This is a genomic window from Streptomyces sp. NBC_00310 (assembly GCF_036208085.1).
Lineage (GTDB): Bacteria > Actinomycetota > Actinomycetes > Streptomycetales > Streptomycetaceae > Streptomyces.
The window spans coordinates 10221717-10246054 of sequence record NZ_CP130714.1 but is presented as its reverse complement, the minus strand read 5'-3'; the positions used below and the strand labels follow the sequence as shown (position 1 = coordinate 10246054).

Here is a 24338-nt window from a genome sequence, read left to right as displayed (position 1 = left end):
CGACGGCCTATGGACCGCACGACAGCAGCTCCCCCCTGGGGTTGTTCCGGGGAACAAAAAGAGAGCATTAAGCTGCGGTGATGGACATCTCGGGTGTGGCAGCGGCACTCCATTCCAGGCTTCCGGAGCTGGGAGAGCGGATCGCACGGCGCATCCGCTCGGACGTCGACGCCTACGCGGACGAGTCACTGATCCCCTTCGACTCGCTCCGCCGCTCGTGCACCGCCAACGCGGACCTGATCCTGAACCACCTCCGCGAGGGTGCCACCCCCGACGCGAGCCCGGCTCGCGAGACGGGACGTGTCCGAGCCGAGCAGGGCGTGCCGCTGGCGGACACCCTGCACGCGTACCGGGTCGGGTTCGAACTCCTGTGGACGGAGATCCTGGTGGAGGCACGCACCCATCCCGAGGTCTCCGACGACCGGTTGGTGTCGAAGTCGGCGGAGATCTGGGCGCTGTTCGGCCTGTACGCGGAGGCGGTCGCGGCGGCCTACCGGGAGACGGCCGCCGAGTTGACCTCGCGGGGGCAGGCCCGGCGCTCGGCGCTGGTGGAGGCGCTGTTCACCGGTGTCATCGCGGACCGGACCACGCTGTGGGAGGCCGCCCGCGAGCTGGGCCTGCCCGAGCGCGGGCCCTACGCGGTCGCCGCGGCGGCGGCCGGCGCTCCGGGCGAGGAGCCGCTGGCGGGGGTCGAGGCCGGGCTGCGCCAAGCCCAACTTCCGTCGGCATGGCGGCTGTTGCCCGACCAGCAGATCGGTCTGATCGCCCTGCCCACGGCTGCGGCGGAGGGCACGTGCCTGGGTGTCCTGCGTGGCACCCGGGCCCGTGTGGGGGTCAGTCCGTGCTTCGACTCGTTGCGGGACACCCCGCAGGCGCTGCGCTTCGCCCGGCTGGCTCTGGCCGGGCTGCGGGGCACCGGTCCGGGTGTGGCGCGGTTCGACGACGACCCGTTGGCCATGGTGGTCGCCGCCGCTCCGGCCGAGGCGGCGCACCTGGTGGGGGTCGTCCTCCGGCCCGTGGTCGACCTCCCGGTGGTGGAACGTGCTCGCCTGCTGCAGACCCTGGAACACTGGTTCGCCGCCGCGGGCTCGGCCACCGACGCGGCCCGGAGCCTCTTCGTCCACCCCAACACCGTCCGCTACCGGCTGCGCCGCATCGAGGAGCTGACGAACCGGTCCCTCTCCGATCCGCGAGCGGTGGCACACATCGGCGCGGCTCTCCTGGCGGTACGAGATCCGGGTGCCGGGCCCGACGAGCAGCCCCCCGCCGGACCGAGCTGACGGCCGGACCGGGCGGCCACCGCACTCCGGCCAACGGATGATGAAGTGAGGACGCGGCTGTCGAACGCCGACGTACGGCTGTCGAAGGGAACCGGCGGGCATCGAACGCCGCCCTACAGGCATCGGGGGGTGGTGGGACACCGCCGTACGGCACGGCGTGGCGGCGGGACACCGCCGTGCCGGGCACCGCACGGCGCCGAGCCCCGGTGAGTGGCGAGCCCCGGTGGGCGGCGAGCCCCGGTGGGCGGCCTCACCGGCATGCTGCCGCGGCGCGGCAGGCGTATGGTCCGCATATGGGTGAGGTGCGGTGGCCGCCTGTTCGCTCCGCCGGACCGGTCCGGGGCAGGTGAGGGTGTGCATGAGGGCGTGCCCGGCCCTGGCGCCGTCGGTCCGGAGGCGCTGGAGTCCGTTCTGATCGAGGTGGCCCGGGAGAGCGCCACGTCGGTGACGGCGGTGTATCTGCTGGCGCCGGACGAGCCGGTGCTGCAGTTGGCGGTGCTGGGCGGGGTCCCCTGGGAGATCTCCATGCCCTGGGCGCGGGTGGCGCTCAAGGCCTCGTCCCCGGTGTCCGACGCGGTGCGGGGGCGCCGGCTGGTGTGGGTGAGCGGCCAGGAGGAGATGGCGCGCCGCTACCCACGGCTGGCGCTGGTCGCGCCGTACCGCTTCACGATGGCCGCCGCCCCCATCAGCACGGACTCGGACACCTGGGGCGGGCTGGTGCTCCAGTGGCCCGCGTCGCACCCCGCGCAGCCGAGCCCCCGGGAGCGGGAGGAGATCGCCGACGCCTGTCACCGTCTGGGACTGATCCTGCGGAAGGCGGCCGACGACGGCCACCCGGTACGACCCGCCGCCGAGCCGGTGATGCTGCCTCCGCTGCGGAGCCGGACGGCGGGACCGGCCGAGGCACAGGCCGCGGTCGACTTCGCCGAGCGCATCCCCGGCGGCTGCTGCTCGCTCGACGTGGACGGACGGATCGCCTTCGTCAGCACCAAGGCCGCCGAACTGCTCGGCGTCGACATCCCCGACCTGCTCGGCGCCAAGCCGTGGGATGCCCTGCGCTGGCTGGACGACCCGACCGCCGAGGACAGCTACCGGGCGGCCATGCTCAGCCGCGAACCGGTGTCCTTCATCGCCCTGCGCCCGCCGGACCGGTGGCTGTCCTTCAGTCTCGTGCCGGACGCCTCCGGCATCAGCGTCCGCATCTCGCCCACCCACTCGCCCCACGCCCACGCTCCGGTCACGGCTCCTCCCGGGCCTCGTCCGTACTCCGCCGCCGCGACGGGGCGAGCCAACACCCTCTACCACCTGATGCACCTGGCCGCCACGCTCACCGAGGCCGTCGGCGTACGCGACGTGGTCGACCAGGTCGCCGAGCAGGTCCTGTCGGCGTTCGGCGCCGCGGCCCTGGCCCTGATGACGGCGGAGGAGGGCCGGCTGCGGGTCATCGGCTACCGCGGCTACACCGCCGAGGTGATGGAACGTTTCGACGCCACCCCGCTCACCTCGGACACTCCCGCCGTACGCGCCCTCGCCACGGGCGTTCCCACGTTCTTCGCCACCTCCGCCGAGCTCAAGCTCGCCTATCCCCCGGCCGCGCTCCCGGACACCAGGGCCGCCTGGGCCTTCCTCCCCCTGATCACCTCGGGGCGTCCGGTCGGGTCCCTCGTCCTGGCCTACGACCAGCCACACCCCTTCACCCCGGAGGAGCGTGCCATCCTCACCTCCACCGCCGGGCTGATCACCCAGGCCCTGGACCGGGCCCGGCTGTACGACACCAAGCACCAGCTCGCCCACAACCTCCAGGAAGGGCTGCTGCCCCACACCCTGCCCCACGTCGCCGGGCTGGACGTGGCCGCCCGCTACCTCCCGGCCACCCGTGGCATGGACATCGGCGGCGACTTCTACGACCTGATCCGCCTCGGCCCCACCACGGCCGCCGCGGCCATCGGCGACGTGCAGGGCCACAACGTCAACGCCGCCGCCCTCATGGGGCAGGTCCGCACCGCCGTCCACGCCACCGCCGGGGCGGCCCCCGACGAAGTCCTCGCCCGCACCAACCGGCTCCTCACCGACCTCGACCCCGACCTGTTCACCAGCTGTCTCTACGTCCACCTCGACCTCGGCGCGCACACCGCCTGCCTGGCGACGGCCGGACACCCGCCCCCGCTGCTGCGCCACCCCGACGGCACCACCGAGCCCCTCCGCCTGCCGCCGGGGCTCCTCCTCGGCATCGACCCCGACGCCGGCTACGCGTCCACCGAGATCCCGCTGCCCCCCGGGTCCGTCCTGGCCCTCTACACGGACGGACTCGTCGAAGCCCCCGGCATCGACATCGACGACGCGGTCGGCGACCTCGCCCGCGCACTCGCCCGCGCCGATCCGGCCGGCCCCCGCGCCATGAACGCCGTCGCCGACACGCTCGTCCAGCACGCCCGCCGCTCCGCGCCCCGCAGTGACGACATCGCGCTGCTCCTCATCCACCCGGCGTGAGAGATCGCCTCGTCCGTCCGCGGAACCGCCTCACCCTCCCTATCGTTCACATATGTGATCACGGAACCGACCCATTGACCCGGAGGCGAGCCCTCCGTAAGGTTCCCGCCATTCCTACGTACGTGATGACAGTTCACGCATGTGAACAGCCAGAGGGAGACAACGATGTCAGAAGTCGTGAAACCCGATGCCGAGCGCCGTGCCGTCAGCAAGTTCCTGCGCCGCATGCTGCCGATCCTCGTCCTGATGCTGCTGATCAACCAGATGGACCGGACGAACGTCGGCTTCGTACAGGACGAGCTGCGGGCCGACGTCGGGGTGAGCGCCACCGCGTACGGACTCGGCGCGGGCCTGTTCTTCATCGGGTACGCCCTCTTCGAGGTGCCGAGCAACATGCTCCTGGAGCGGTTCGGCGCCCGGGTCTGGCTGACCCGCATCATGATCACCTGGGGACTGGTGATCGTGGCGATGTGCTTCATCCACAACGTATGGATGTTCTACGGGCTGCGCTTCCTGCTCGGTGTCGCGGAGGCGGGCTTCTTCCCCGGCGTCCTCCTCTACTTCACCCAGTGGCTGCCGGACTCCAGCCGGGGCCGGGCGAGCGCGATCTTCCTGGGCGGCTCGGCCACCGCGTACATCGTGACCGGGCCGATCACGGGCGCGCTGCTGGAGCTGCACGGGGTCGGCGGATTCGCCGGGTGGCGCTGGATGTTCGCGCTCGAAGGGCTGCTGTCGATCGTCGTCGGCTTCGTCGCCGGGTTCTTCCTCGTCTCCCGTATCAAGGACGCCTCCTGGCTCACGGCGGAGGAGAAGGACGCGCTGGGCGCGGCGGTCGCACGGGACGAGGAGGCGCGCAGCCGGGCCCCGCGGGTGTCGCGGCTGAAGCTGTTGATCCACCCTCAGGTGGCGCTGCTGACCACGGTGTTCTTCGCGATGGCCCTCACCGGGTACGCGATCACCTTCTGGCTGCCCAGTCTGGTCGAGGAGATCGGCGGGCTGTCGCCGTTCCAGGTCGGTCTGTTGTCGGCCGTCCCGTGGATCTGCGCGGTGATCGCCATGTACTCGATGAGCCGGTTCACCGACCGCGCCCCCGACCGCCGCCCCTATCTGGCCGCCGCCCTGGTCCTGTCCGCCACGGGCACCTTCCTGGCCACGCTGGGCTCCCCCTGGTTCGGCCTGGCGGCCATCACAATGGCCGCGGTCGGCGGGAAGTGCGCGGCCACCCTGTTCTGGCCGATGGCGCAGTCGGGGCTCGACCTGAAGATCGCCGCGCCCGGCCTCGCGGTCGTCAACTCCATCGGAAACCTGGGCGGTTTCGTCTCCCCCACCCTCTTCGGCTACCTCAAGGACACGACCGGCACGACGAACGGGGGCCTGTACACGCTGTCCGCGGCGTCCCTGCTCGCGGTGCTCGGGGTGGCGCTGATCCGCAGGAGCGGCGGTGGCACGGGGTCGGATTCGGGGACGGGTTCGGGTTCGGGGACGGGTTCGGGTTCGGGCGAACCCGCCCGTGCGCAGGGCAGGTTGGCGACGGGTGACGCCCGGTAGAAGCAGGCGACGGTCCTCGTCCGGTACGAGCGGTGGCTGGTTCGCATGGCTGAGGGACCGGACGACCGCGCCCTCGAACTCACCTCGCTTCGGCTCCGTACCGCTCGCGGAGGCGCGGGCCGAGGGTCCGGGGCGGGGCCGTCACAGGGACGTGGCGTGGATCTGGACGGGAAGGCCCGAGCGGGAGGTGGCTTCGCGTTCGAAGGGGAGGCCGATCTTCTCCGCTACGCGCTGGGACGGATGGTTGTCGGGGCGGATGAGGGCGACGAGTCGCTTCGCCTGGAGGACGTCGCGGGCGTGGTCGCGGCAGGCCGCCGCGGCCTCGGTGGCGTAGCCGTTCCCCTGGAGGTCGGCCCGGACGTGGTAGCCGACCTCCAACTCGGTGACTCCTTCGATCTCCTGGGGTGTCAGGCCGCAGTCGCCGACGAACTCCCCGGTGGCGCGGAGGGTGACCAGCCAGAGCCCGTACCCCTCCTCCCGATACAGACCCTGGTTCCAGTCGATCCAGGCCAGGGCCTCCTCCCGGGTCCGGGGGCGGGGATAGTGGCGCATCACGCCCGGGTCGCCGAGCAGCGCGGCCATGTCGTCGAGGTCGTCCCGCGTCATCCGGCGGAAGGCGAGCCTCGGGGTGGGCGGCGGGGGCCGGTGGTGGCGGTTCACGGGTTCTCCTTCGCTCATCTCACCCGGCGGGCCCGTCGCTTCAGACGGGGTACGCGGTCGAAGATCGCGGCGAGTCGTGCGCCCTGGTCGAAGAGGGTGGCCGGGCGGGAGCGGTCGCCGTCGAGGTGGGTGAGGGTTTCCATGCCGAGGTAGAAGGCCACCGCCGCGCCGGCGAGTACGCGTACCCGGACGACGGACGCCAGGGGTTTGCCGCGCAGGAGGACCGTGAGCTGTTCCTCGGCCAGCTCCTCCCACTTCCGGGTTTCGAGGGCCAGTTGGGCGGCCAGCCGCGTTCCGGGCCGCGCCCCGGCGTACAGCTCCTGGACGGCGGCGATGTGCCCTGTCCCGGTGTCCTCGTCGTACAGTTCGCGCAGCCGCGCGATCGCGGGCACGGCGCGGTCGATGCCGGACAGTTCGGCTCGGTACCGGGCGATGCGGGCTCCGCTGGTCCGTTCCAGCGCCGCCACCAGCAGATCGTCCAGGTCCGCGAAGTGGTAGTAGATCACTCCGGGCGCGAAGCCACCGGCCTGGGCTATCGCCCGCGCGGTGGTCCCGCCGTAGCCGTTGCGGACCAGGCAGACGAGGGCGGCTTCCAGGACGCGGTCACGGGTGCCACGAGGGCTGCGGCCGTCACCGGCGTCACGTGTGTCAGACAACGCGCACCGGCCGTACACCATGGGCGGCGAAGTGGCCTTCGAGCCTGCGTGACAGCTCCGGGAGGTGGTGGCTGGGCACCCGCGGGTAGAGGTGGTGCTCCAGGTGGTACGTGAGCTCCAGGAAGACGGCGGGGATGATCCTCCCGCGCAGGGTGCGGGTCTGCGTCAACGGGGTGTCTCCGTAGTCGTGGTGCGGCAGATACACCGTCAGGAGGGGATACACCCAACTCCCGACGATCGCCATCACCGTATAGACCAACAGCCCCGGCGTGTAAGGCAGGAGCAGCACTCCCCCGGCGAGCGCGGCGACCGGGGCCACCGCCTCCGCCACCAGCCAGCGACGGTCCCGGCCGCGCCGGTAGGACCAGAACCACAGGCGTACGAGGAAGACGGGGCCGTAGCAGACCGCGCCCAGGAGGGACAGTTCGGCGGGGTGGCCCTCCGGGTCGTCGGGGTGCGGGAAGAGGCGGTGGTGCTGGGTGTGCGTGGCGCGGTAGGCGTGCCCGCTCTCCAGCAGGACCAGTCCCGTCGCGAACAGCGCCCAGTCGGTGGCCCGGGGTGACAGGCCGATCGTGCGGTGCACCACGTCGTGGGTGACGGTCACGACCGCGACGAAGACCCCGAACACGATCACCGGGGTCAGCCACCACCAGCCGAGCCACACCGCGCCGGCGAACACCAGATACCCCGGCACCCGGGCGGACGAGCGCGACGATCCGCTGCCGGCGCGTGGTGACGAGCAGATCCTCACCGAGTTCGGCCAGGGTCGGGAGACCGGGGGCCGGGGGTCCCGTGGGTCCGGTGGGTCCGGTGGGTCCGGTGGGTCCGGTGGGTCCGGTGGGTCCGGTGGGTCCGGTGGGTCCGGTGGGTTCTGGGGGTCCCGTGCGTTCTGGGGGTTCTGGGTTGTCGGATGCGGTCATCCGGCGCGTCCCCTCTCCTTCAGCAGTCCCTCGGCGACGATGCGGCTGCCCAGCACACAGGCGACCGTGCCGAGACCCGGCCAGGTCGAGTCCCCGACCAGCCACAGGCCGGGGCCGCCGAGGTCGTGCGGTACGGCGTGCTGGTTGGTGTTGGCCAGGCGCTGGCGTACGCCGCCGACCGCGCCCTCGGGACGGAAGCCGAACCGTTCGTAGCTGCGCGGTGTTCCGGTCCGGGCGAACACGGCGCGCTCCCCGAGACGGGGGTACGCCCTCCGTGCGCGGGCGAGGAGTTGTTCCCCGGTCTCCTTCTTGCGTTGCTCGTACGCCGCCGGGTCGAGGTCGCGCCAGTCGGCGAGGTCGGTATGGGTGGAGATCATCACGGCGCGGTGGCCGGGCGGTGCGCTGAGGATGTCTCCGGACGCGGACACGGAGACGAACATGTTGTTGCCGTCGCCCAGGGGGCGGTCGTAGGACTGCAGAAGTTGATGGTGAGTCAACTCCTGTCCGGTGACCTCGGATTCGGGGACGCCGAGGAAGACGACGGCCGCGCCACCGAGGGCATCGGCGTCGCGTTCCAGATATCTCCGGAGTCTGGCGGCCACGGGGAGCGCCGCGCAGATCGTCGCCGTGGTGGCGGCGGGGACCGCGCAGACGATCCGGCGGGCACGGAAGTCTCCTTGGCGGGTCGTCAACTGGTAGGCGCCGGGCCACCCTTGGACCTGTGTGACGCGGCAGGCGGTCCGGAGTGTGCCGCCCAGCTCTCTGTAGCGTCCGACCAGCACGCGCCAGAAGCCGTGCATGCCGCCGTTGTGTCTGCTCAGGCCCGCGCCCCGGATGGTCACCCCGAGCGCCGCGTTGATGAGGGGCGCGTCGTCGACACCCGTGTGGACGGTGTCCTCGACCAGCATGGCGAGCAGCCCGACCAGTGCGGCGTCCGTGCGCAGACCGTGCTCGCGCAGCGCGTCGCCCAGGGTCCGGTTCAGGTGGCGGGCGTACGGGAGTCCGGACCATCCGACCGCCCGCAGGTCGTGGAGGGCGTCGGCGGGGCCGCGGATCGGCAGCCGTACGCCCGCCCGGCTGGCGCGCCAGAAGGTGTGCGCGAGTCGGTCGAGCAGGTCCCAGAACGCGCGATGCCGCTCGCTGTCGCCGAGCGTGCGCAGCCGCTCCGCGTGCCAGGCGGCCTGGTCGCGATGGAGTGTGATCCGACGGTCCGGCAGATGAGCCTGATAGCCGGGGAGTTCCTGCGCGTCCAGTGGTGGGATCCCGACACTGTCCAGGAGTTCACCGCCGACTCCTCCGGGGCCGAAGTCGACCAGGGTGGTCGCGCCGACGTCGAAGGAGAAGCCGCGCTTGCGGTAGTAGCCCGCGCAGCCGCCCGCGTGGCCGTGCGCCTCCAGCACGGTCGTGGACAGCCCCGCCGCCTGCAGGCGCAACGCCGTCGCCATCCCGGCCATTCCGCCGCCGATCACCGCCACATCGGCGCACGCGTCGGCACCACGGTCGGCACGCCCGTCACCACAACCAGCCTCGTTCCGGGCCGCGTTCTGAACGTTTGTTCTGAACATGCGTTCAGGGTGAGGGAGTTCATCCTCCGCGTCAATGGTTCGGGCATGTGCGAAGAGACTCTCGGGAACCGCTCCCGCCGGGATTGCGTACCTCTGTACGATCACCGGTCACGCACGGGGAACTGCGGTGGAGGGGCGGCGATGGACGACAAAACGGCTGGACGAAGAGGTGGTTGGCGGCTGAGGGCCGCCGCGTCGGGGGCTGCGGCGGCGGTGCTCCTCGGCGGATGCAGTGCGGGGGCGTCGGAGCGGGCGGCCGAGCCCGGCACCAAGGCGTCGGACTCCCCGACGCCTTCCGCTTCCGCCTCCGGGCAGGTGGCGGCGGAGGGCGAGGAGCCGTCGGCGACACCGTCCACGACGCCATTCGAGGCGGACCCGGACCGCGTACCGGGTTCGAGGCGGAAGGGCGCCACGCTGGCGGAGGCGGTCGTGATGCGGCCGCAGGACTGGGGCGCGGGTTTCGAGGCGCAGCCGCTCGCGCGCAGCGCCGAGGGCACGGTCGCCGCACTGGACGAGGAGTGCCGGTGGCAGCGCCGGGCACTGCCCGACGGCGTGCTCGCTTCACTCTCCCTCTACAGCGAACTGCCGGGCACCGGGAAACGCGGCACCATCAAGGTGACGGCCTCGGTGACGGTCCACACGACGGTGCTCGGCGCCGACGACCAGCTGTCCGAGACGCTGGAGGAGGCGCTGCGCTGCCCGGAGCAGCAGGTACGCGCCGACGAGCGGATCGAGAAGCTGATGTCCGTGGGCACCCCCCGCGGCATGCGCGGCAACAACTACGCCGACGACTCGATCCTGGAGACGGGCGTCTATCTGACCGGCAGCGGCGAGGCCATGTACCGGTGGATGGTCACACGGCTCGGCCAGGTGAACGTGACGGTGTCGCTGAAGGGCGCTGAGGGATACACCGTCGCCGAACTGGAGCAGTACATGACGCGCGGCACCACCACCATGCTCGACCGGGTGAGATACGAGCTGGGCGGGGGCGAAGGCTGATGGAGCGACTGCGTTCTTCCGACCCGGCACGGATCGCCGACCACCGTCTGCTCGGCCGGCTCGGCGCCGGCGGCATGGGCGTGGTGTACCTCGCGCGTACGTCGGCCGGTTCGCTGGTGGCGCTGAAGGTACTGGCGACGGAGTACGCCGAGGACGCGGGCTTCCGGGCGCGGTTCCGGCGTGAGGTCGAGGTCGCCCGGCGCATCAGCAGTCCGTGGGCGGTGCCGCTGGTGGACGCCGACGCGGAGGCGGCGGCGCCCTGGCTGGCGACGGCGTACGTGCCCGGCCCGTCCCTGGCCGAGGCGGTGGCCGCGTACGGGCCGCTCGGCGAGCACGGGCTGCGGATCCTCGGGGGCCGGCTGGCGCTGGCGCTGGGCGAGGTCCACCGGGCTGGGCTGGTCCACCGGGACCTCAAGCCGGGCAACGTCCTGCTCGCCCCGGACGGGCCCCGGCTCATCGACTTCGGTATCGCCAGGGCGCCCGAGGACACCGCGCTCACGGCGACGGGGTTCGTGGTCGGCACACCCGGCTATCTCTCGCCGGAACAGGCCGACGGCCGGGACGGCCGGACCATCGGCGCGCCCAGCGACGTGTTCTCGCTCGGCTGCGTCCTGGCGTTCGCGGCGACGGGCCGTCCACCGTTCGGCACGGGGGCGCTCGACGCCCTCCTCTACCGGGCCGTGCACGACCCGGCCGACCTCGACGGCGTTCCGGGCCCGCTGGTCGAACTGCTGTCCCGCTGCCTGGAGAAGGACCCGGCCCGTCGGCCCGAAGTGGAGGAACTGGTAAGGGAGTTGCTGCCCGAAGAGGCGGCGGAGGGCTCGGCCTCCCAGGATGTGGCGGCGGGCTCGGCTCCCCAAGAGACGGCGGAGGGCTCGGCCTCCCGAGGGGCGGCGGCGGGTTCGGCCTCCGGAGCGGCGGTACAGGGTTCGGCCTCCACCGAGTCGGCGGACGGTTCGGGCGCAAGGTCCGGTGAGGACGGCGAGACGTCGGAGGAGCCCGCGGACGCCCCCGCCGACAGGCCCGGCGCCGTTGCCCCCGCCTCCTGGCTGCCCGATGAGGTCGTCCGGCTGATCGCCCGGCGTTCGACCGAAGCGCTCGCGCTGCCGGACATCGACCACACCGAGATCTCGGGCGACGCCTCGCGCGCGGCCGCCGTCCGGGGCGGCGACTCCCCGAGCGGGACCGGTCCGCAGCGCTCCGCCTCCGACGACGACACCGCGTCCCCGGCGCCCGGCGCCGGAGACACCGTGCCCACGGCCGCCACCGACACGCCCGAAGCCCCCGCGAGGCGCCGCGTCCTGCTCGCCGGCGCGGGCGCGCTCCTGGCCGCGGGCGGCGGGACCACCTGGTGGGCCCTGGGCCGGGACGGCGGATCGGGCGACAAGAAGCCGGCCGCCACCTCCTCCCGGCGCCCCGCCCACACCGTCGCACTGCACGGCGACCTCAGCGGCGACCAGCGCGCCACCGGCGAGGCCCAGGAACGCGGACTGCGGCTCGCCGTCGCGGAGTTCAACGCCCGGAAGGACGCCCCCTTCCAGGTGGACGTACGGGCCGTGGACGACGCCGGCGACCCGGCCGAGGCGGCCCGGCTCGCGAAGCAGCTCGCCGACGACCCTTCCGTACTCGCCGTGGTCGGTCCGACCACGGACGCGACCGCCCAGTCGGCGCTGGCGGCGTACGACGCGGGCCTCCTGCCCGTGCTCACCGTGTCCCCCGGCGCGATCAGCCTCGCCGTGCAGGGCTTCCGCTCGTTCCTGAACGCACGGCTGCCCGACACGGTGTTGTCCGTCTACCTCGACGCGGTCCTGCGCGGAACCCGCCCGCGCAAGGTCGGTGTCGTCGTCGACCGGGCGGCCGACAACTACGGCGCGGAGATCAGCAGCACCCTGAGCAAGCAGCTGAAGACGGCCGGGCAGCCGTTCCTGCCCCGGGTGGTCAGCCCCATGCGGTCCGGTTTCGGGGACGCGGTGGACGACCTGCTGGCCGCCGACATCGACTCGATCGCCTTCGCCGGACTGCCCGACCGGGCCGCGTCGTTCGCCCGGACACTGCACGAGCGCGGCTTCTCCGGTGCCCGCGCCTCCGGACCGGCCCTGCTCGACCCGCGTTTCCTCACGGAGGCGAAGGAGGCCGCCGAGGGGTGGACGATCGTCGCACCGGTCGTCGACACGGCGAACACGCCCGAGGCGAAGGCGTTCGTGGACGCCTACCGGAAGCGGTGGAAGCAGGCGCCGCCCCGGTACGCGGCCGAGGCCTACGACGTGACGTCCATGGTGCTCACGTCGCTCGCGGACCTCCCGTCCAAGAGCCGCACCCGCGAGGAACTGCTCGCCGCGCTGCGGGCCGCGAAGTACCAGGGCATCACCAGGACGTACGGGTTCCAGAAGAACGGCCTGCCGACCATCGACGGCACCGGTGGCTACCTCTGGCGCGTCGAGGACGGAGCGTTCGTGTACGGCGGCCCCGCGCCGCTGACGGCCTGATGGAGCCGCTGCGTACCGCCGATCCGTCGCGGCTGGGCGACTACCGTCTGCTGCGACGGCTCGGCGCCGGTGGCATGGGTGTCGTCTTCCTGGCCCGCGCGCCGGGCGGGGCCTTCGCCGCGGTGAAGGTCGTACGGGCGTCCTATGCGGACGACGTGGGCTTCCGGGCCCGGTTCCGCCGCGAGATCGAGGTGGCCCGGCAGGTGGACAGCCCCTGGGTGGTCCCGCTGCTGGGGGCGGACGCCGACGCGGAGGATCCGTGGCTGGCGACCGCGTTCGTGCCGGGTCCCTCGCTGGCGGAGGCGCTGGAGGGGCACGGGCCGTGGTCCCCCGCGTCCGTGTGCGTGCTGGGGCTGCGGCTCGCCGAGGCACTGGACGCGGTCCACCGGGCGGGTCTGGTGCACCGCGACGTGAAGCCGGGCAACGTGCTGCTGGCCCCGGACGGCCCGCGCCTGATCGACTTCGGTATCGCGCGCACGCCGGAGGGTACGGCGCTCACGTCCACCGGCGTCGTCGTGGGCTCGCCCGGCTTCCTGTCGCCCGAACAGGCGCGGGCGCGCGGCGCGGGGGTCGGTCCGCCCAGCGATGTCTTCTCGCTGGGCTGCGTCCTGGCCTTCGCCGCGACCGGCGTACGGCCGTTCGGCAGTGGCGCGGCCGCCGGGATGCTGTTGCGCACGGTCTACGACGAGCCGGAGCTGCCCGGTATCCCGGAGGCGCTGGAACCGGTCGTACGGGCGTGCCTCGACAAGGATCCGGCGCGGCGGCCGACCGCCGTCGAGGTCGGCCTGGCGCTGGACGCGGCCGTACCAGCCGACCGGGAGCGGTGGCTGCCGGAGCCGGTGACCCGGCTGATCGCGGACCGGTCCGCCGTGGTGCTCGCCATGGGCGCGATCGAGCCGACCCGGGTGCCCCCACCGGCCTCGACCGCACCGGCGGACGCGATCGCGGAGGCGAACGATCCGGCACACGCGGAAGCGAACGGGCCGGTGCGGTCGGACGCGGTGACGGTGACGTCCCTCAAGGAACCGGGATCCGGCGGCCCGGCCACGAGCCGCCGCGGTTTCCTGGCGCTCGGCTCCACAGGGGCGGTGGCGGGGGTGCTGGCGGTCGGCGGCGGAGCCTGGTGGTGGCGGAGCCGCGCCGACCGGAGGACCGGTGCGGGTGCCTCGCCCTCGTCCGCTCCGCGCACCGACCTCGTCGTGGCCTTCCAGGGCGACCTCTCCGGTGCGACCGGCGAGGTCGGACGCGCCCAGCTCAACGGCGCCCGGCTGGCCGTCGCGCGGGTCAACGCCGACGACGACCGCCCGCTACGGCTGAGGCTGCGCGCGTACGACGACGGGGGCGCGCCCGAGCGAACCCTCGACCGGGCGCGACGGCTGGTGGCGGACAAGCGGGTCCTCGCGGTGCTGGGCCCGACCACGGACGACTGTTTCCTCGCCGCGGAGACCACGTACACGAAGGCCGTGCTGCCCGTCGTCTCGGTGTCGGTGGGGGTGACGCCGCAGGTCAGGGAGGCCGGTCTGTCCACTCTCCGTTCGCATGCGCAACTGGGGCCGACCGATCAGTTGCTGGCCGCCCCGTGCAACGTCTATCTCACGGGCAAGGCCGACGCCCGCAAGGTGTTCCTGGTGGACGACCGGGCCGAGGGTGACTTCGCCTGGACCCTCTGCAACTTCATCCAGCGCGCGCTGGGCCGTGACGGGAGGGACACGAGCGTCACCAGCGTCGCCGCCGGGAAGCTCGACCACACCGCGCTCGCCCGGCAGGTGATCGCGGCCGGTTCGGACGCGGTCGTGTTCAGCGGGGGTCAGGAACGGGCGGGCGTCTTCGCGGCGGCGCTGCGCGAGGCCGGGTTCTCCGGGGTCCGGGTCGCGACCCAACGGGCCTTCGGCACACGGTTCCTGAAGAGCGCGGGCCCGGCCGCCGACGGCTGGGTGTTCGCCACCACGTTCATCGATCCGACGGCCACCCCGGCGGCCCGCGCGTTCACCGAGGCGTACGAGGCACGGTACGGGGAACGCCCCGGCCGGTACGCGGCGGAGGCGTACGACGCGGTGCTGTTCCTGGCCAAGGTGTGTGCGAGCGAGGCGTCGCCTCTGAGGGAACGCGGCGCTGTCGTGCGCCGGATGCACGAGGTGGCCTACCAGGGCATCAGCCGGACCGTCGCGTACACCTCCGACAACGGATACAACCACGACGCGCTGTTCCTGTTCCGTGCGGCCGAAGGGGAGTTCGACTTTCTCGGGCAGTACCAGGAGGCGGACGTGTGAGACGGGTCGTCGCGGCCGGTCGTCGAGGCTGATCGTCCGGGCCGGTCGTCGAAGGTGAGGGCGGGGCCGGGGGCGAGGGTGGTCATCGGGGGCTCGTCCGAGGGGCTATCGTGCCTTCATGTCGCAGGATTTGATTCGCATCGTCTCCCGAGACTCGCCCATGGCTCTGGCCCAGGTGGAGCGTGTACGCGCCGAACTCGCCGTACTGCACCCGGCGCTGCGCACCGAAGTGGTCCCCGTGAAGACGACCGGGGACAAGTGGATGGGCGACCTCTCCAAGGTCGAGGGCAAGGGGGCGTTCACCAAGGAGGTCGACGCCGCGCTCATCGCGGGCGAGGCCGATCTCGCCGTGCACTGTGTGAAGGACATCCCCGCCGACCGGCCCCTCCCGGCCGGCACGATGTTCGCCGCGTTCCTCAAGCGGGACGACATCCGCGACGCGCTCGTGGACCCCGCCGGGCGCACCCTGGACGAGCTGCCCGCCGGTACGCGCATCGGGACCTCCTCCGTACGGCGTACCGCGCAACTCGCAGCCTCCCACCCGCACTTGGACTGCATCCCGTTCCGCGGCAACGCCAACCGCCGACTGGAGAAGCTCGCCGCCGGTGAGGCGGACGCGCTGCTGCTGGCCGTCTCCGGTCTGGAGCGGATCGGCCGTGCGGACGTCATCAGCGAGATCCTCTCCGTCGAGACGATGATGCCGCCGATCGGCGCGGGCGTCCTGGCGCTCCAGTGCCGGGAGGACGACGCCGTCACCATCGAGACCGTCAGCGGCCTCGGCGACCCGGACACCCATCGGGAGACCCTCGCCGAGCGCATGCTCCTGCATGTCCTCCAGGGCCACTGCAACAGCCCCATCGCCGGCTTCGCCGGCACCGACCGCAGTGGTGAACTCTCCCTCCGCGCGTCCGTGTTCACCCCCGACGGCAAGACGGTCCTCAACGCCCACGAATGGGCCGGCCGCCTCGACCCGGCGACCCTGGGCACCTCCGTCGCGGTCGCGCTGCTCCGCCAGGGCGCCCGGGAGCTCATCGACGGCATCCCTCACTGACGGCGACCTTCTCCTCGGTGGCGGGGGAGAAGCTGTTCAGGAAGTGCGGGTCGGTGAGGTGGATCCCGAACGGAGTCCCGGGCCGCCGAGCGAGGAGTCGCATGGCGTCGGCCGCCGCCAGGTGGTGATCGCGGGACGCATGCCGAAGTCGTCGCGGTTGACGATCGGCGTGGCAGTCTGCGACCCGGCCGCCGCACGCGGCACGGATTCTTCCTTCGTCGGATGCCGCGACCGTCGGTGAGGGTCGGTGGCGCGGTCAGTCGACGCGGCGGGACAGTACCTGGCCCGGCCAGGTGTCGGAGAGGAACCGGGCGGTGGGGGTGAAGCCGTGGCGTTCGTAGAAGGCGACGAGACGGCCGTCGCCGCCCGCCCAGCAGTCGACGCGGAGGAGTCGTACGCCGGCCCGGCGGGTCTCCTCGGCGGCGTGGGCCAGCAGGGCCGCGCCGATGCCCAGGCCGGCGTGGCGGCGGTCGGAGACGAGGAGGCGGACGTATCGCTCGGGTTCACCGGCCGGCGCGATCGGCATCTGCGGGCTGGGGCCGGAGTCCAGGACCAGGGCGCCGACAGGTGTTCCGTCCAGTTCCGCGATGTACGGGGTGTTCTCGGTCGTGTACCGCTCGACCCGTGCCGCCCCGTCGGGCCGCTCCGAGTACGGGATCGTGCCCCACTGCTCGGTGTTGCCGCGGTCGTTCATCCAGGCCACCGCCGAGTCGAGCATGCCGAGGATGGCCGGAGCGTCGGCCGGGCCGCCGGGTCTGATGCGTATGCCGTGGGGGGTGTCGGTCACGGGGATAGCCTGGTGGGGGCCGGGTGACAGGTGTTCTCCGGTGCGCGGCCGGGGCCCCTTCACCCGGCCGTCTCCTGCATGGTCTCGTGCTGGGCGAGGCCGAGTTCGCGTGCGCCGAGCGGCTCGAAGAAGCGGTCCACGTCGGCTTCGGTGACGTCGGTGAGAGCGGCCGGGGACCAGCGGGGGTTGCGGTCCTTGTCGATGACCTGGGCGCGGATGCCCTCGACCAGGTCGGGGGTGGCCAGGGCGGCGCAGGAGACGCGGTACTCCTGGTCCAGTACCTGTTCCAGGGAGCCGAGCCGCCGGGCGCGGCGCAGGGCGGTCAGGGTGACCTTGACGGCGGTGGGCGACTTGGCCAGCAGGGTCTCGGCGGTCTCCTTCGCCGCCGGGTCGCCGTGGGCGAGCAGCCGCCGGACGATCTCCTCGGCCGTGTCGGCGGCGAAGCAGGCGTCGATCCACTCGCGCCGGCCCGCCAGCTCGCCGGGAGGCGGCTGCCGCACATGCCGGGCGACGGCGTCCTGTACGGGCAGGTCCGCGAGGTCGTCGAGGAGGTGCCCGAGCGACGTGGAGGGGACGTAGTGGTCGGCGAGTCCGCACAGCAGGGCGTCGGCGGCGCCGATCTGCGTGCCCGTGAGGGCGAGGAGGGTGCCGAGTTCGCCCGGCGCCAGGGCCAGCAGCCGGGTGCCGCCGACGTCGGGGACGAAGCCGATGCCGGTCTCGGGCATGGCGATCCGCGACCGCTCGGTGACGACACGGACGGTGCCGTGCGCGGAGACTCCGACGCCGCCGCCCATCACGATCCCGTCCATGAAGGCGACGTAGGGCTTGGGATAGCGGGCGATACGGGCGTTGAGGTGGTACTCGTCGCGCCAGAACGCCGCCGCGGCGCTGCCGTCCCCGTCGCGGGCGTCGTCGTGGACGGCGCGGATGTCGCCGCCCGCGCACAGCCCGCGCTCCCCCGCGCCGGTGATGACGACGCTCTCCACGGCCGGATCGTGTTCCCAGGCGGTCAGTGCCTCGTCGACGCGCCGCACCATGGCGTGGTTGAGGGCGTTGAGGGCCCTCGGGCGGTTGAGGGTGAGGTGGGCGGTCCGGCCGACGGTGTGCAGCAGGACGGGCTCGTCGCCGCCGGTCATCGGGCTGCCTCCACCGCGACTGCCTCTGTCAGGCCTCGGGCGGCCTCGAGAACGCGCATGATCTCGTTCGTTCCTTCCGGACGTGGCGACCGGCGGCCATCCGTCATGAGACGGCCCCCGCTCCGAACAGGAGCCAGGTGGGCGCGGCCGCCGCGCAAAGCCCCGAGCTTGCCGGCACCCTGGGCCAGCCGAGCCTACCCGTCGCGCTTCCGGACACCGTCACGGCCCGGCACTCCACGACGCACACCGTCACGGCCCGGCGCTCCACGAGGCGGGACCGTGTCTCTCGGGCGGGATCAGGCATCGCGGTGCCGGCTCTCCGCTGCCCGCCGGTCACCGTCCTCGGGCGTCCGCTTCTGCCAACAGTTCGTGGGCGCCGTGTCGACCGCCTCGACTCCGCCCTGGCGGTCGAAGCGGAACAGGAGGGTGCCGCTGGTCTGGGCCCAGGTGCGGGCCCAGGTGCGGGCCTGGCGGGGGTGTATCCGGCGGCGGAGAAGAAGACGGCCGTCCGCGCCGACGGGCGTCAGTCGATCTTTTCCCCGACCCGGGGGGGTAACAGCGGCCACCGACAGCGCCGCGGCCCGCCGCTGACTCCTCTGCTCACGCCGGCGGCTTGCGCCACGTCCTGATCTCGGTGGCCGGAAGGCGCTCCGCGAAACGGTTGTCGGGGGCCGTCTCCTCCAGGAGGGCACGCAGCTCCCGCTCGAAGTCGGGCAGCCGGTCGCCGAACAGGTGCGGCGCCGCGTCGGACCGGGAGAACGCCCACGCGACGATGTCGTCCGAGGTGCGGGTGACCACCTCCCCGGCCGGCACGACGAGTCGGCCGAAGTTCCCGAACCCGGCACGCGCGATGACGAAGGACTCCCCGCCCGGTGTGCCGTTGACGAGCTTTCCCTGTCCCGCGCGGCGCACCGGGCCCAGCCAGCGACGTACCAGGTCACCGATCCGGTCGTACGGCGGCGCGGGCGACGGCAGTCCCGTCGTCCCGGGAGGCGGGTCCTTCAGGTCGCTCACGTGGACGAACGCACCGCCCGGCTCCAGCATCTCCAGCACGGTGGCCGCGACGCGGTCACGATCGGTCCAGTGGAAGGACTGGGCGAACACCACGACCCGGAACTCCCCCAGCCCCGCCGGCAGGTCCTCGGCGCGGGCGGCCACCCAGCGCGCGTTGGTCACCCCTCGGCGTCCGGCCTGTCGCTCGGCCTCGGCCAGCATGTCCTCGTCCGGATCGACACCGACGGCCTCCGTGAAGAACCGCGCCATCGGCAGCAGCACGGTCCCCGGGCCGCAGCCGACATCGAGGAGTCTGCCCCGGCCGTCCAGAGCGAGGGCCTCCGCGAGCGACTCGGGAAAACCGGAAGCGTAGGGGAGCCGGCCTCGCTCGTAATGGGCCGCGCTTCCCCGGAAGAGCGTGCGGTCCCATTCCCACCCCTCGGGCATGCCGGTTCCCTTCACTCGCCCAACGCGTCAGCACGGGCACGCTACTCGGGTCGGGCGACTCCTCGACGTACTCCTCCGCAGGCCCCGGCTTGGGCCGGTCCCGCAACTCCAGCTCCCCGCCGAGGCGTTCCGGTTCGAGGAACAGACGAGGCCCTGGCTCGACCCCGGCAGCGCGAGGAAGGGGTCCGTGGGTGTGTCGACGTGCGGCGCCACGACGTCCGCCCACCGGGCGGCGGCCCCTCGCCGTCGTCGACCGTTCCCGGGCCTGTCAGAGAGCGAAGCCCAGCAGGGCGACTTCGAGAGGGAGTGCGGGACGCTCGGGGAGAGCGGGAGGGTTCTGGCCGCGGCCGGTGTGCGTGGGCGGGACGACGCGCAGGGCCTTGATGCCGTCGGCGGCCCATCCCGCGTCCGTCGGAGGCAGCGACAGGGTCATGCGCCGGCCGTCGGCCAGGGTGGTCTCGATCTTGCCCGGGTCGTTCGTCGTCATGGCAACCCACTTCCCTCGCGCACCAGGTGCGTGGAACCTCTACCCGAAGGACGCCAGTTCGAGCCGAGAAGTTCCCCCTGGTCCGTGCGCGAGCCGCAGCCACGGAGAGCGGACCACCGCTCCTGGTCGCGGGCCCCGGCTCGAAGAACCGCGCCCGCCCTCAGCGGATCACGCCCGATCTCGCGTCGGGACAACGGGGATGACGCCCAGCCGCGTCAGAAGTCCGCTCCCGGTGGGGCGGACAGGGCTCGTGCCGCCGCTCAGGGGCGAGGGCCAGGTGGGGTCGTGCCATACGGCGGCGGATGCGTGGTCGAGGAGGTGTCCTGCCGTGGCCGGGGCGGTGTGCTGCGGGGCCCCCGCTGTGATCAGGACCGTGGTGAGGTACGTCGACGCCTCGGTCGGCGGGGCAGGGTCGCGGAGCAGGGGAAGCAGGAGAAGGAGGCGGGCGGCCGGGTCCGTGAGGCCGTCCGCCGGGGCACTCGGGGTGTCGGCGGCGATACGGACCAGTTCGGGCCAGGTCACGGTGTCGCCCACCAAGTCCCCCTCCCAGGTGGCGAATTGCTGGGCGTGGTGCCCGCCGGGACGGGTGGCGACGTAGTCGATGCCGTAGTCCCCGACGATGTTGCGGTAGATCACCGCGATCCCGTGCCCGTTCGCGAGCGGCACCCGGAACACCGGCCGGCCCTCGGGGTTCCAGAGCACGTCGGACATGGCGTCGGCGTCGGCTCCGTCGTCGCCGAACCACTCCGGCTCGCCACCCGGTCCACGGGCGCACAGGCCCAGCAGTTGATTCGACCAGAAGCCCGGGCGAGCCGTCAGTGGCTCACCCGCGAACAAGGGGCCGCCGAGATCCTCGTATCCTTCGATCCGCACGCCACCAGGCTGCCATCAGCCTCCGCCGGCAGGACCACGGGGCCGCCCTGCCACCCTGCCACCGAGCCACCGACCGACACTGGGGCTTCGCTGTGAAAACCCCTGCTCGGGCCCACCGGAAATGTGAACTGGCGTACGGAACACGGGTGTCGGGACGTAGGTTGTGTCCGGAACTCCTCGCTTCGGCTGAAAGACGGACGGTAGACATGACCGACCACGCGACCACGCCCGGACCGGCGGCGCATCAGAAGATCGACACCTCGGTGCCGCACTCGGCCCGTATCTGGAACTACTGGCTGGGCGGGAAGGACAACTACCCCGTCGACGAACAGGCCGGCGACGCGTACACCGCCGTGTTCCCCGGCATCGTGACCATCGCGCGCAGCAGCCGGGCCTTCCTGCGCCGCAACATCACCTACCTGGTCGCCGAGGCCGGCATACGGCAGTTCCTGGACGTCGGAACGGGCCTGCCGACCGCCGACAACACCCATGAGGTCGCCCAGCGGATCGCCCCCGAGACCCGGATCGTCTACGTCGACAACGACCCGATGGTCCTGGCCCACGCCCGCGCCCTGCTCTACTCCACGCCGGAGGGGGCGACCTCCTACGTCGACTCCAACGTGCTCGACCCGGACCGCATCCTCGCGGCCGCCGCCGACACACTGGACTTCAGCCGACCGACCGCGCTGATCCTCAGCAACATCCTGGGCCACGTGGCCGACCACGACCAGGCACGCTCGATCATCGACCGCCTGATGGGGGCGTTGCCGTCCGGCAGCTACCTCTCCATCAACGACGGTTCCCGGGGCATCGACCCGATCTTCGAAGAGGCCCAGGACGGGTACAACGAGAGCGGCGCCGTGCCCTACAACCTCCGCACCGTCGACGAGATCACCTCGTTCTTCGACGGCCTGGAACTCCTGGACCCCGGCGTCGTCTCGGTCCCCCACTGGCGCCCGGCCCCCACCGACCCGACCCCGGCAGTCATCGCCGAACACGGCGGCCTCGCCCGCAAGCCCTGACGACACGTCGTGATGCCCGGGAGCGATCCGCGCCCGGGCATCCGCCTTCCCCGAGCCTCAGAGCGCAACGGGGGCGGGGCCTGAGCGCGTTGGCGCATTGGCGCATTGGCGCATGAGGGTACGAACGTGCGCGCCCGTACGGAGCGCCTCAGCCCTCTGGCCGATGATCGATCACTTTCCGGCCAAACACTTGATATGCCCCTGACATAGGCGGCCGACGTCTGTCACTCTGTGCGCATTCCGTCTCACGACGGCGCACGCGCACCCGCATCGCAGTACTCCCTGCACTACCCGGTGCCTCGACCCGTGCACCGGGTCCTTCGTACGGCCGCTCGTCCAACGTCGGCCGCAGCAAAGGAGTTCGCGTGAGATCCACCCCCCACAGACGTACCACGGCCACGGCCGCCCTCGTCGTCGCGGCGGCGGTCCTCGCCGTCGCCGTCCCGGGCGCCCCGGCGATCGCACGCGGTGACGGCGGCGAAGGCACCGCCCGTCCCGCGGCCGCGAAGCCGGACCGCGGGGCACTGCCCGCACAGCTCACTCCCGCTCAGCGAGAGACCCTGGTCCGGAAGGCCGAGAAGGCCACGGACAAGACCTCCGACCGCCTCGGCCTCGGCGGCCAGGAGGAGTTGCGGGTCCGTGACGTCGTCAAGGACGCCGACGGCACCGTGCACACCCGCTACGAGCGCACCTACGCCGGACTCCCGGTGCTCGGCGGCGACCTGGTCGTCCACGCCGCCAGGAGCGGCGCGGTCGAGAGTGTCACCCGGGCGTACAAGCCCGAGCTGAAGGTGTCGGACCTCAGCGCCGAGGTCAGCAAGGCCGCGGCGGAGAAGCAGGCGGTCGCGGCGGCCAAGGAGGAAGGTTCCTCCAAGACCGAGGCGGACAGCAGCCGCAAGGTCGTCTGGGCGGCGAAGGGCACGCCGACCCTCGCCTACGAGACCGTCGTGAGCGGCTTCCAGCACGACGACACGCCCAGCGAACTGCACGTCATCACCGACGCGCAGACCGGGAAGAAGCTGTACGAGTACGAGGCCGTGCACACCGGCACGGGCAACACCCGCTACAGCGGCACGGTCACGCTCGGCACCAGCCAGTCGGGTTCGTCGTACACGCTGACCGACGCGGACCGGGGCAACCACCGTACGTACAACCTGAACCGCGGCTCGTCCGGGACGGGCACGCTGTTCAGCGGGACCGACGACGTCTGGGGTGACGGGACCGCCGCCAACCTGGAGACCGCGGGCGCGGACGCGCACTACGGGGCCGCGCTGACCTGGGACTACTACAAGAACGTCCATGGCCGGAACGGACTGCGCAACGACGGGGTCGCGCCGTACAGCCGGGTCCACTACGGCAACAACTACGTCAACGCGTTCTGGCAGGACTCCTGCTTCTGCATGACGTACGGCGACGGGTCGGGCAACGCCAACCCGCTCACCTCGATCGACGTGGCCGCGCACGAGATGACGCACGGCCTGACATCGGTCACCGCCAACCTCGTCTACAGCGGTGAGTCCGGCGGGTTGAACGAGGCGACCTCCGACATCTTCGCCGCCGCGGTCGAGTTCGCCGCCGGCAACAGCGAGGACGTCGGGGACTACCTCGTCGGCGAGAAGATCGACATCAACGGCGACGGTACGCCGCTGCGTTACATGGACAAGCCCAGCAAGGACGGCTCCTCGCGCGACTACTGGTCCTCCACGCTCGGCAACGTCGACGTCCACTACTCCTCGGGCCCGGCCAACCACTGGTACTACCTGGCCTCCGAGGGCAGCGGCGCGAAGGTCGTCAACGGTGTCTCCTACGACTCGCCGACCTTCGACGGGCTTCCGGTGACGCCGATAGGCAGGGACGCCGCCGAGAAGATCTGGTTCCGGGCGCTCACCACGTACATGACGTCCACGACCAACTACGCGGCCGCCCGCACCGCCACCCTGCAGGCCGCCGCCGACCTGTACGGGCTCGGCTCGGTGACCTACAACAACACCGCCAACGCCTGGGCCGCGATCAACGTCGGCTCCCGGATCCTCGACGGCGTGACCGTCGTCCCGCCGGCCGCCCAGTACTCCCTGACCGGCCAGGCCGTCACCCTGGACGTCCAGGCGTCGTCCACGAACGCCGGCGCCCTGTCGTACGCGGCCGCCGGTCTCCCGGACGGGCTGTCCATCGACGCCACCACGGGCCGTATCTCGGGTACGCCGACCACGGCCGGGAACTGGACGCCGACCGTCACCGTGACGGACTCGGCCGACGAGACCGGTACGGCGAGCTTCGCCTGGCGGGTGGACGAGGAGGGGAACCAGTCGGTGTTCGAGAACACCGCCGACTACCAGATCCCCGACAACTCCACCGTCGAGTCCCCGATCAACGTCAACCGGGCCGGGGCGGCGTCCAGCGCGCTCACCGTGGATGTGGACATCGTCCACACCTGGCGCGGTGACCTGGTCATCGACCTCGTGGCCCCGGACGGCACGGCGTACCGGCTGAAGAACTCCGCCTCGTCCGACTCGGCCGACAACGTGGTCGCCACGTACACGGTGGACGCCTCCGCCGAAACCGCTGCGGGCACCTGGAAGTTGCGGGTCCAGGACGTGGCCAGCCTCGACACCGGCCACATCAACAGCTGGAAGCTGACGTTCTGACGATCGCTCTCTGACGATGCGTC

Annotated in this window: 18 protein-coding genes; 9 read left to right on the top strand and 9 right to left on the bottom strand. The window is 72.3% G+C overall.

The features are described from left to right. The first annotated feature begins 80 nt into the window (after window positions 1-80). From OG202_RS44660 to OG202_RS44650, 3 genes are all read left to right on the top strand, one after another. The gene (locus OG202_RS44660) at window positions 81-1280 is read left to right on the top strand and encodes a PucR family transcriptional regulator (RefSeq protein WP_405895898.1); all 1200 of its coding nucleotides are present in this window, start codon (window positions 81-83) and stop codon (window positions 1278-1280) included. 366 nt (window positions 1281-1646) lie between these two features. Beyond that, window positions 1647-3770 (top strand): SpoIIE family protein phosphatase, encoded by a 2124-nt coding sequence (locus OG202_RS44655; RefSeq protein ID WP_328224584.1) that lies wholly within the window; start codon window positions 1647-1649, stop codon window positions 3768-3770. Window positions 3771-3935: 165 nt separating this feature from the next. Next, window positions 3936-5318 (top strand): MFS transporter, encoded by a 1383-nt coding sequence (locus OG202_RS44650; protein ID WP_328224583.1) that lies wholly within the window; start codon window positions 3936-3938, stop codon window positions 5316-5318. Window positions 5319-5459: 141 nt separating this feature from the next. On the opposite strand, the gene OG202_RS44645 is transcribed toward OG202_RS44650, so the two are convergent. The 4 genes from OG202_RS44645 to OG202_RS44630 form a co-directional block, all read right to left on the bottom strand. Beyond that, on the bottom strand, window positions 5460-5978 hold the full coding sequence (locus tag OG202_RS44645) for a GNAT family N-acetyltransferase (RefSeq protein WP_327726387.1): 519 nt from the start codon (window positions 5976-5978) through the stop codon (window positions 5460-5462). Window positions 5979-5992: 14 nt separating this feature from the next. Then, window positions 5993-6634: a TetR/AcrR family transcriptional regulator gene (locus OG202_RS44640; protein WP_327726388.1), complete on the bottom strand. Its 642-nt coding sequence runs from the start codon at window positions 6632-6634 to the stop codon at window positions 5993-5995. Beyond that, complete coding sequence (locus OG202_RS44635) at window positions 6627-7328, bottom strand: fatty acid desaturase (RefSeq protein WP_328224582.1); 702 nt, start codon at window positions 7326-7328, stop codon at window positions 6627-6629. Before OG202_RS44635 ends, OG202_RS44640 begins: the two co-directional genes overlap by 8 nt. A 222-nt stretch (window positions 7329-7550) precedes the next feature. After that, window positions 7551-9119, bottom strand: a complete 1569-nt coding sequence (locus OG202_RS44630; protein WP_327726390.1) for a phytoene desaturase family protein — start codon at window positions 9117-9119, stop codon at window positions 7551-7553. Between the two features lie 141 nt (window positions 9120-9260). Here OG202_RS44630 and OG202_RS44625 point away from each other — a divergent pair, with 141 nt between their 5' ends. The 4 genes from OG202_RS44625 to hemC all read left to right on the top strand — a co-directional run bounded on the left by OG202_RS44625 (window position 9261) and on the right by hemC (window position 15925). Further along, window positions 9261-10118 (top strand): hypothetical protein, encoded by an 858-nt coding sequence (locus OG202_RS44625; RefSeq protein ID WP_327726391.1) that lies wholly within the window; start codon window positions 9261-9263, stop codon window positions 10116-10118. Beyond that, complete coding sequence (locus OG202_RS44620; protein ID WP_328224581.1) at window positions 10118-12604, top strand: bifunctional serine/threonine-protein kinase/ABC transporter substrate-binding protein; 2487 nt, start codon at window positions 10118-10120, stop codon at window positions 12602-12604. The genes OG202_RS44625 and OG202_RS44620 overlap by 1 nt, the downstream gene beginning before the upstream one ends. Beyond that, window positions 12604-14874 (top strand): bifunctional serine/threonine-protein kinase/ABC transporter substrate-binding protein, encoded by a 2271-nt coding sequence (locus OG202_RS44615; RefSeq protein ID WP_327726393.1) that lies wholly within the window; start codon window positions 12604-12606, stop codon window positions 14872-14874. The genes OG202_RS44620 and OG202_RS44615 overlap by 1 nt, the downstream gene beginning before the upstream one ends. A gap of 118 nt (window positions 14875-14992) precedes the next feature. Next, window positions 14993-15925 carry a hydroxymethylbilane synthase gene (gene hemC, locus OG202_RS44610; RefSeq protein WP_326573929.1) on the top strand — a complete coding sequence of 311 codons (933 nt, stop codon included), beginning with the start codon at window positions 14993-14995 and terminating at the stop codon, window positions 15923-15925. Between the two features lie 256 nt (window positions 15926-16181). Here hemC and OG202_RS44605 read toward each other — a convergent pair whose 3' ends face one another. From OG202_RS44605 to OG202_RS44585, 5 genes are all read right to left on the bottom strand, one after another. Next, complete coding sequence (locus OG202_RS44605) at window positions 16182-16712, bottom strand: GNAT family N-acetyltransferase (RefSeq protein WP_328224580.1); 531 nt, start codon at window positions 16710-16712, stop codon at window positions 16182-16184. A 59-nt stretch (window positions 16713-16771) separates the two neighbouring features. Next, window positions 16772-17848 (bottom strand): enoyl-CoA hydratase/isomerase family protein, encoded by a 1077-nt coding sequence (locus tag OG202_RS44600; RefSeq protein ID WP_328224579.1) that lies wholly within the window; start codon window positions 17846-17848, stop codon window positions 16772-16774. Window positions 17849-18448: 600 nt separating this feature from the next. Then, complete coding sequence (locus tag OG202_RS44595) at window positions 18449-19288, bottom strand: class I SAM-dependent methyltransferase (RefSeq protein WP_327726397.1); 840 nt, start codon at window positions 19286-19288, stop codon at window positions 18449-18451. 268 nt (window positions 19289-19556) lie between these two features. Then, window positions 19557-19775 (bottom strand): hypothetical protein, encoded by a 219-nt coding sequence (locus OG202_RS44590; protein ID WP_326573938.1) that lies wholly within the window; start codon window positions 19773-19775, stop codon window positions 19557-19559. A gap of 168 nt (window positions 19776-19943) precedes the next feature. Further along, window positions 19944-20648: a hypothetical protein gene (locus OG202_RS44585; protein WP_328224578.1), complete on the bottom strand. Its 705-nt coding sequence runs from the start codon at window positions 20646-20648 to the stop codon at window positions 19944-19946. 206 nt (window positions 20649-20854) lie between these two features. Here OG202_RS44585 and OG202_RS44580 point away from each other — a divergent pair, with 206 nt between their 5' ends. Then, window positions 20855-21670: an SAM-dependent methyltransferase gene (locus OG202_RS44580; protein WP_326573942.1), complete on the top strand. Its 816-nt coding sequence runs from the start codon at window positions 20855-20857 to the stop codon at window positions 21668-21670. A gap of 365 nt (window positions 21671-22035) precedes the next feature. Continuing rightward, window positions 22036-24315, top strand: coding sequence for a M4 family metallopeptidase (locus OG202_RS44575; protein WP_328224577.1), 2280 nt, complete (start codon window positions 22036-22038; stop codon window positions 24313-24315). Window positions 24316-24338 lie beyond the last annotated feature (23 nt).

Bases quoted from the DNA above. Each gene is read 5' to 3' on its own strand.
- OG202_RS44660 (WP_405895898.1), top strand. From the start codon at position 81: ATGGACATCTCGGGTGTGGCAGCGGCACTCCATTCCAGGCTTCCGGAG.
- OG202_RS44650 (WP_328224583.1), top strand. From the start codon at position 3,936: ATGTCAGAAGTCGTGAAACCCGATGCCGAGCGCCGTGCCGTCAGCAAG.
- OG202_RS44630 (WP_327726390.1), bottom strand. From the start codon at position 9,119: ATGTTCAGAACAAACGTTCAGAACGCGGCCCGGAACGAGGCTGGTTGT.
- OG202_RS44625 (WP_327726391.1), top strand. From the start codon at position 9,261: ATGGACGACAAAACGGCTGGACGAAGAGGTGGTTGGCGGCTGAGGGCC.
- OG202_RS44620 (WP_328224581.1), top strand. From the start codon at position 10,118: ATGGAGCGACTGCGTTCTTCCGACCCGGCACGGATCGCCGACCACCGT.
- OG202_RS44615 (WP_327726393.1), top strand. From the start codon at position 12,604: ATGGAGCCGCTGCGTACCGCCGATCCGTCGCGGCTGGGCGACTACCGT.
- hemC (WP_326573929.1), top strand. From the start codon at position 14,993: ATGTCGCAGGATTTGATTCGCATCGTCTCCCGAGACTCGCCCATGGCT.
- OG202_RS44600 (WP_328224579.1), bottom strand. From the start codon at position 17,848: ATGACCGGCGGCGACGAGCCCGTCCTGCTGCACACCGTCGGCCGGACC.
- OG202_RS44595 (WP_327726397.1), bottom strand. From the start codon at position 19,288: ATGCCCGAGGGGTGGGAATGGGACCGCACGCTCTTCCGGGGAAGCGCG.
- OG202_RS44590 (WP_326573938.1), bottom strand. From the start codon at position 19,775: ATGACGACGAACGACCCGGGCAAGATCGAGACCACCCTGGCCGACGGC.
- OG202_RS44580 (WP_326573942.1), top strand. From the start codon at position 20,855: ATGACCGACCACGCGACCACGCCCGGACCGGCGGCGCATCAGAAGATC.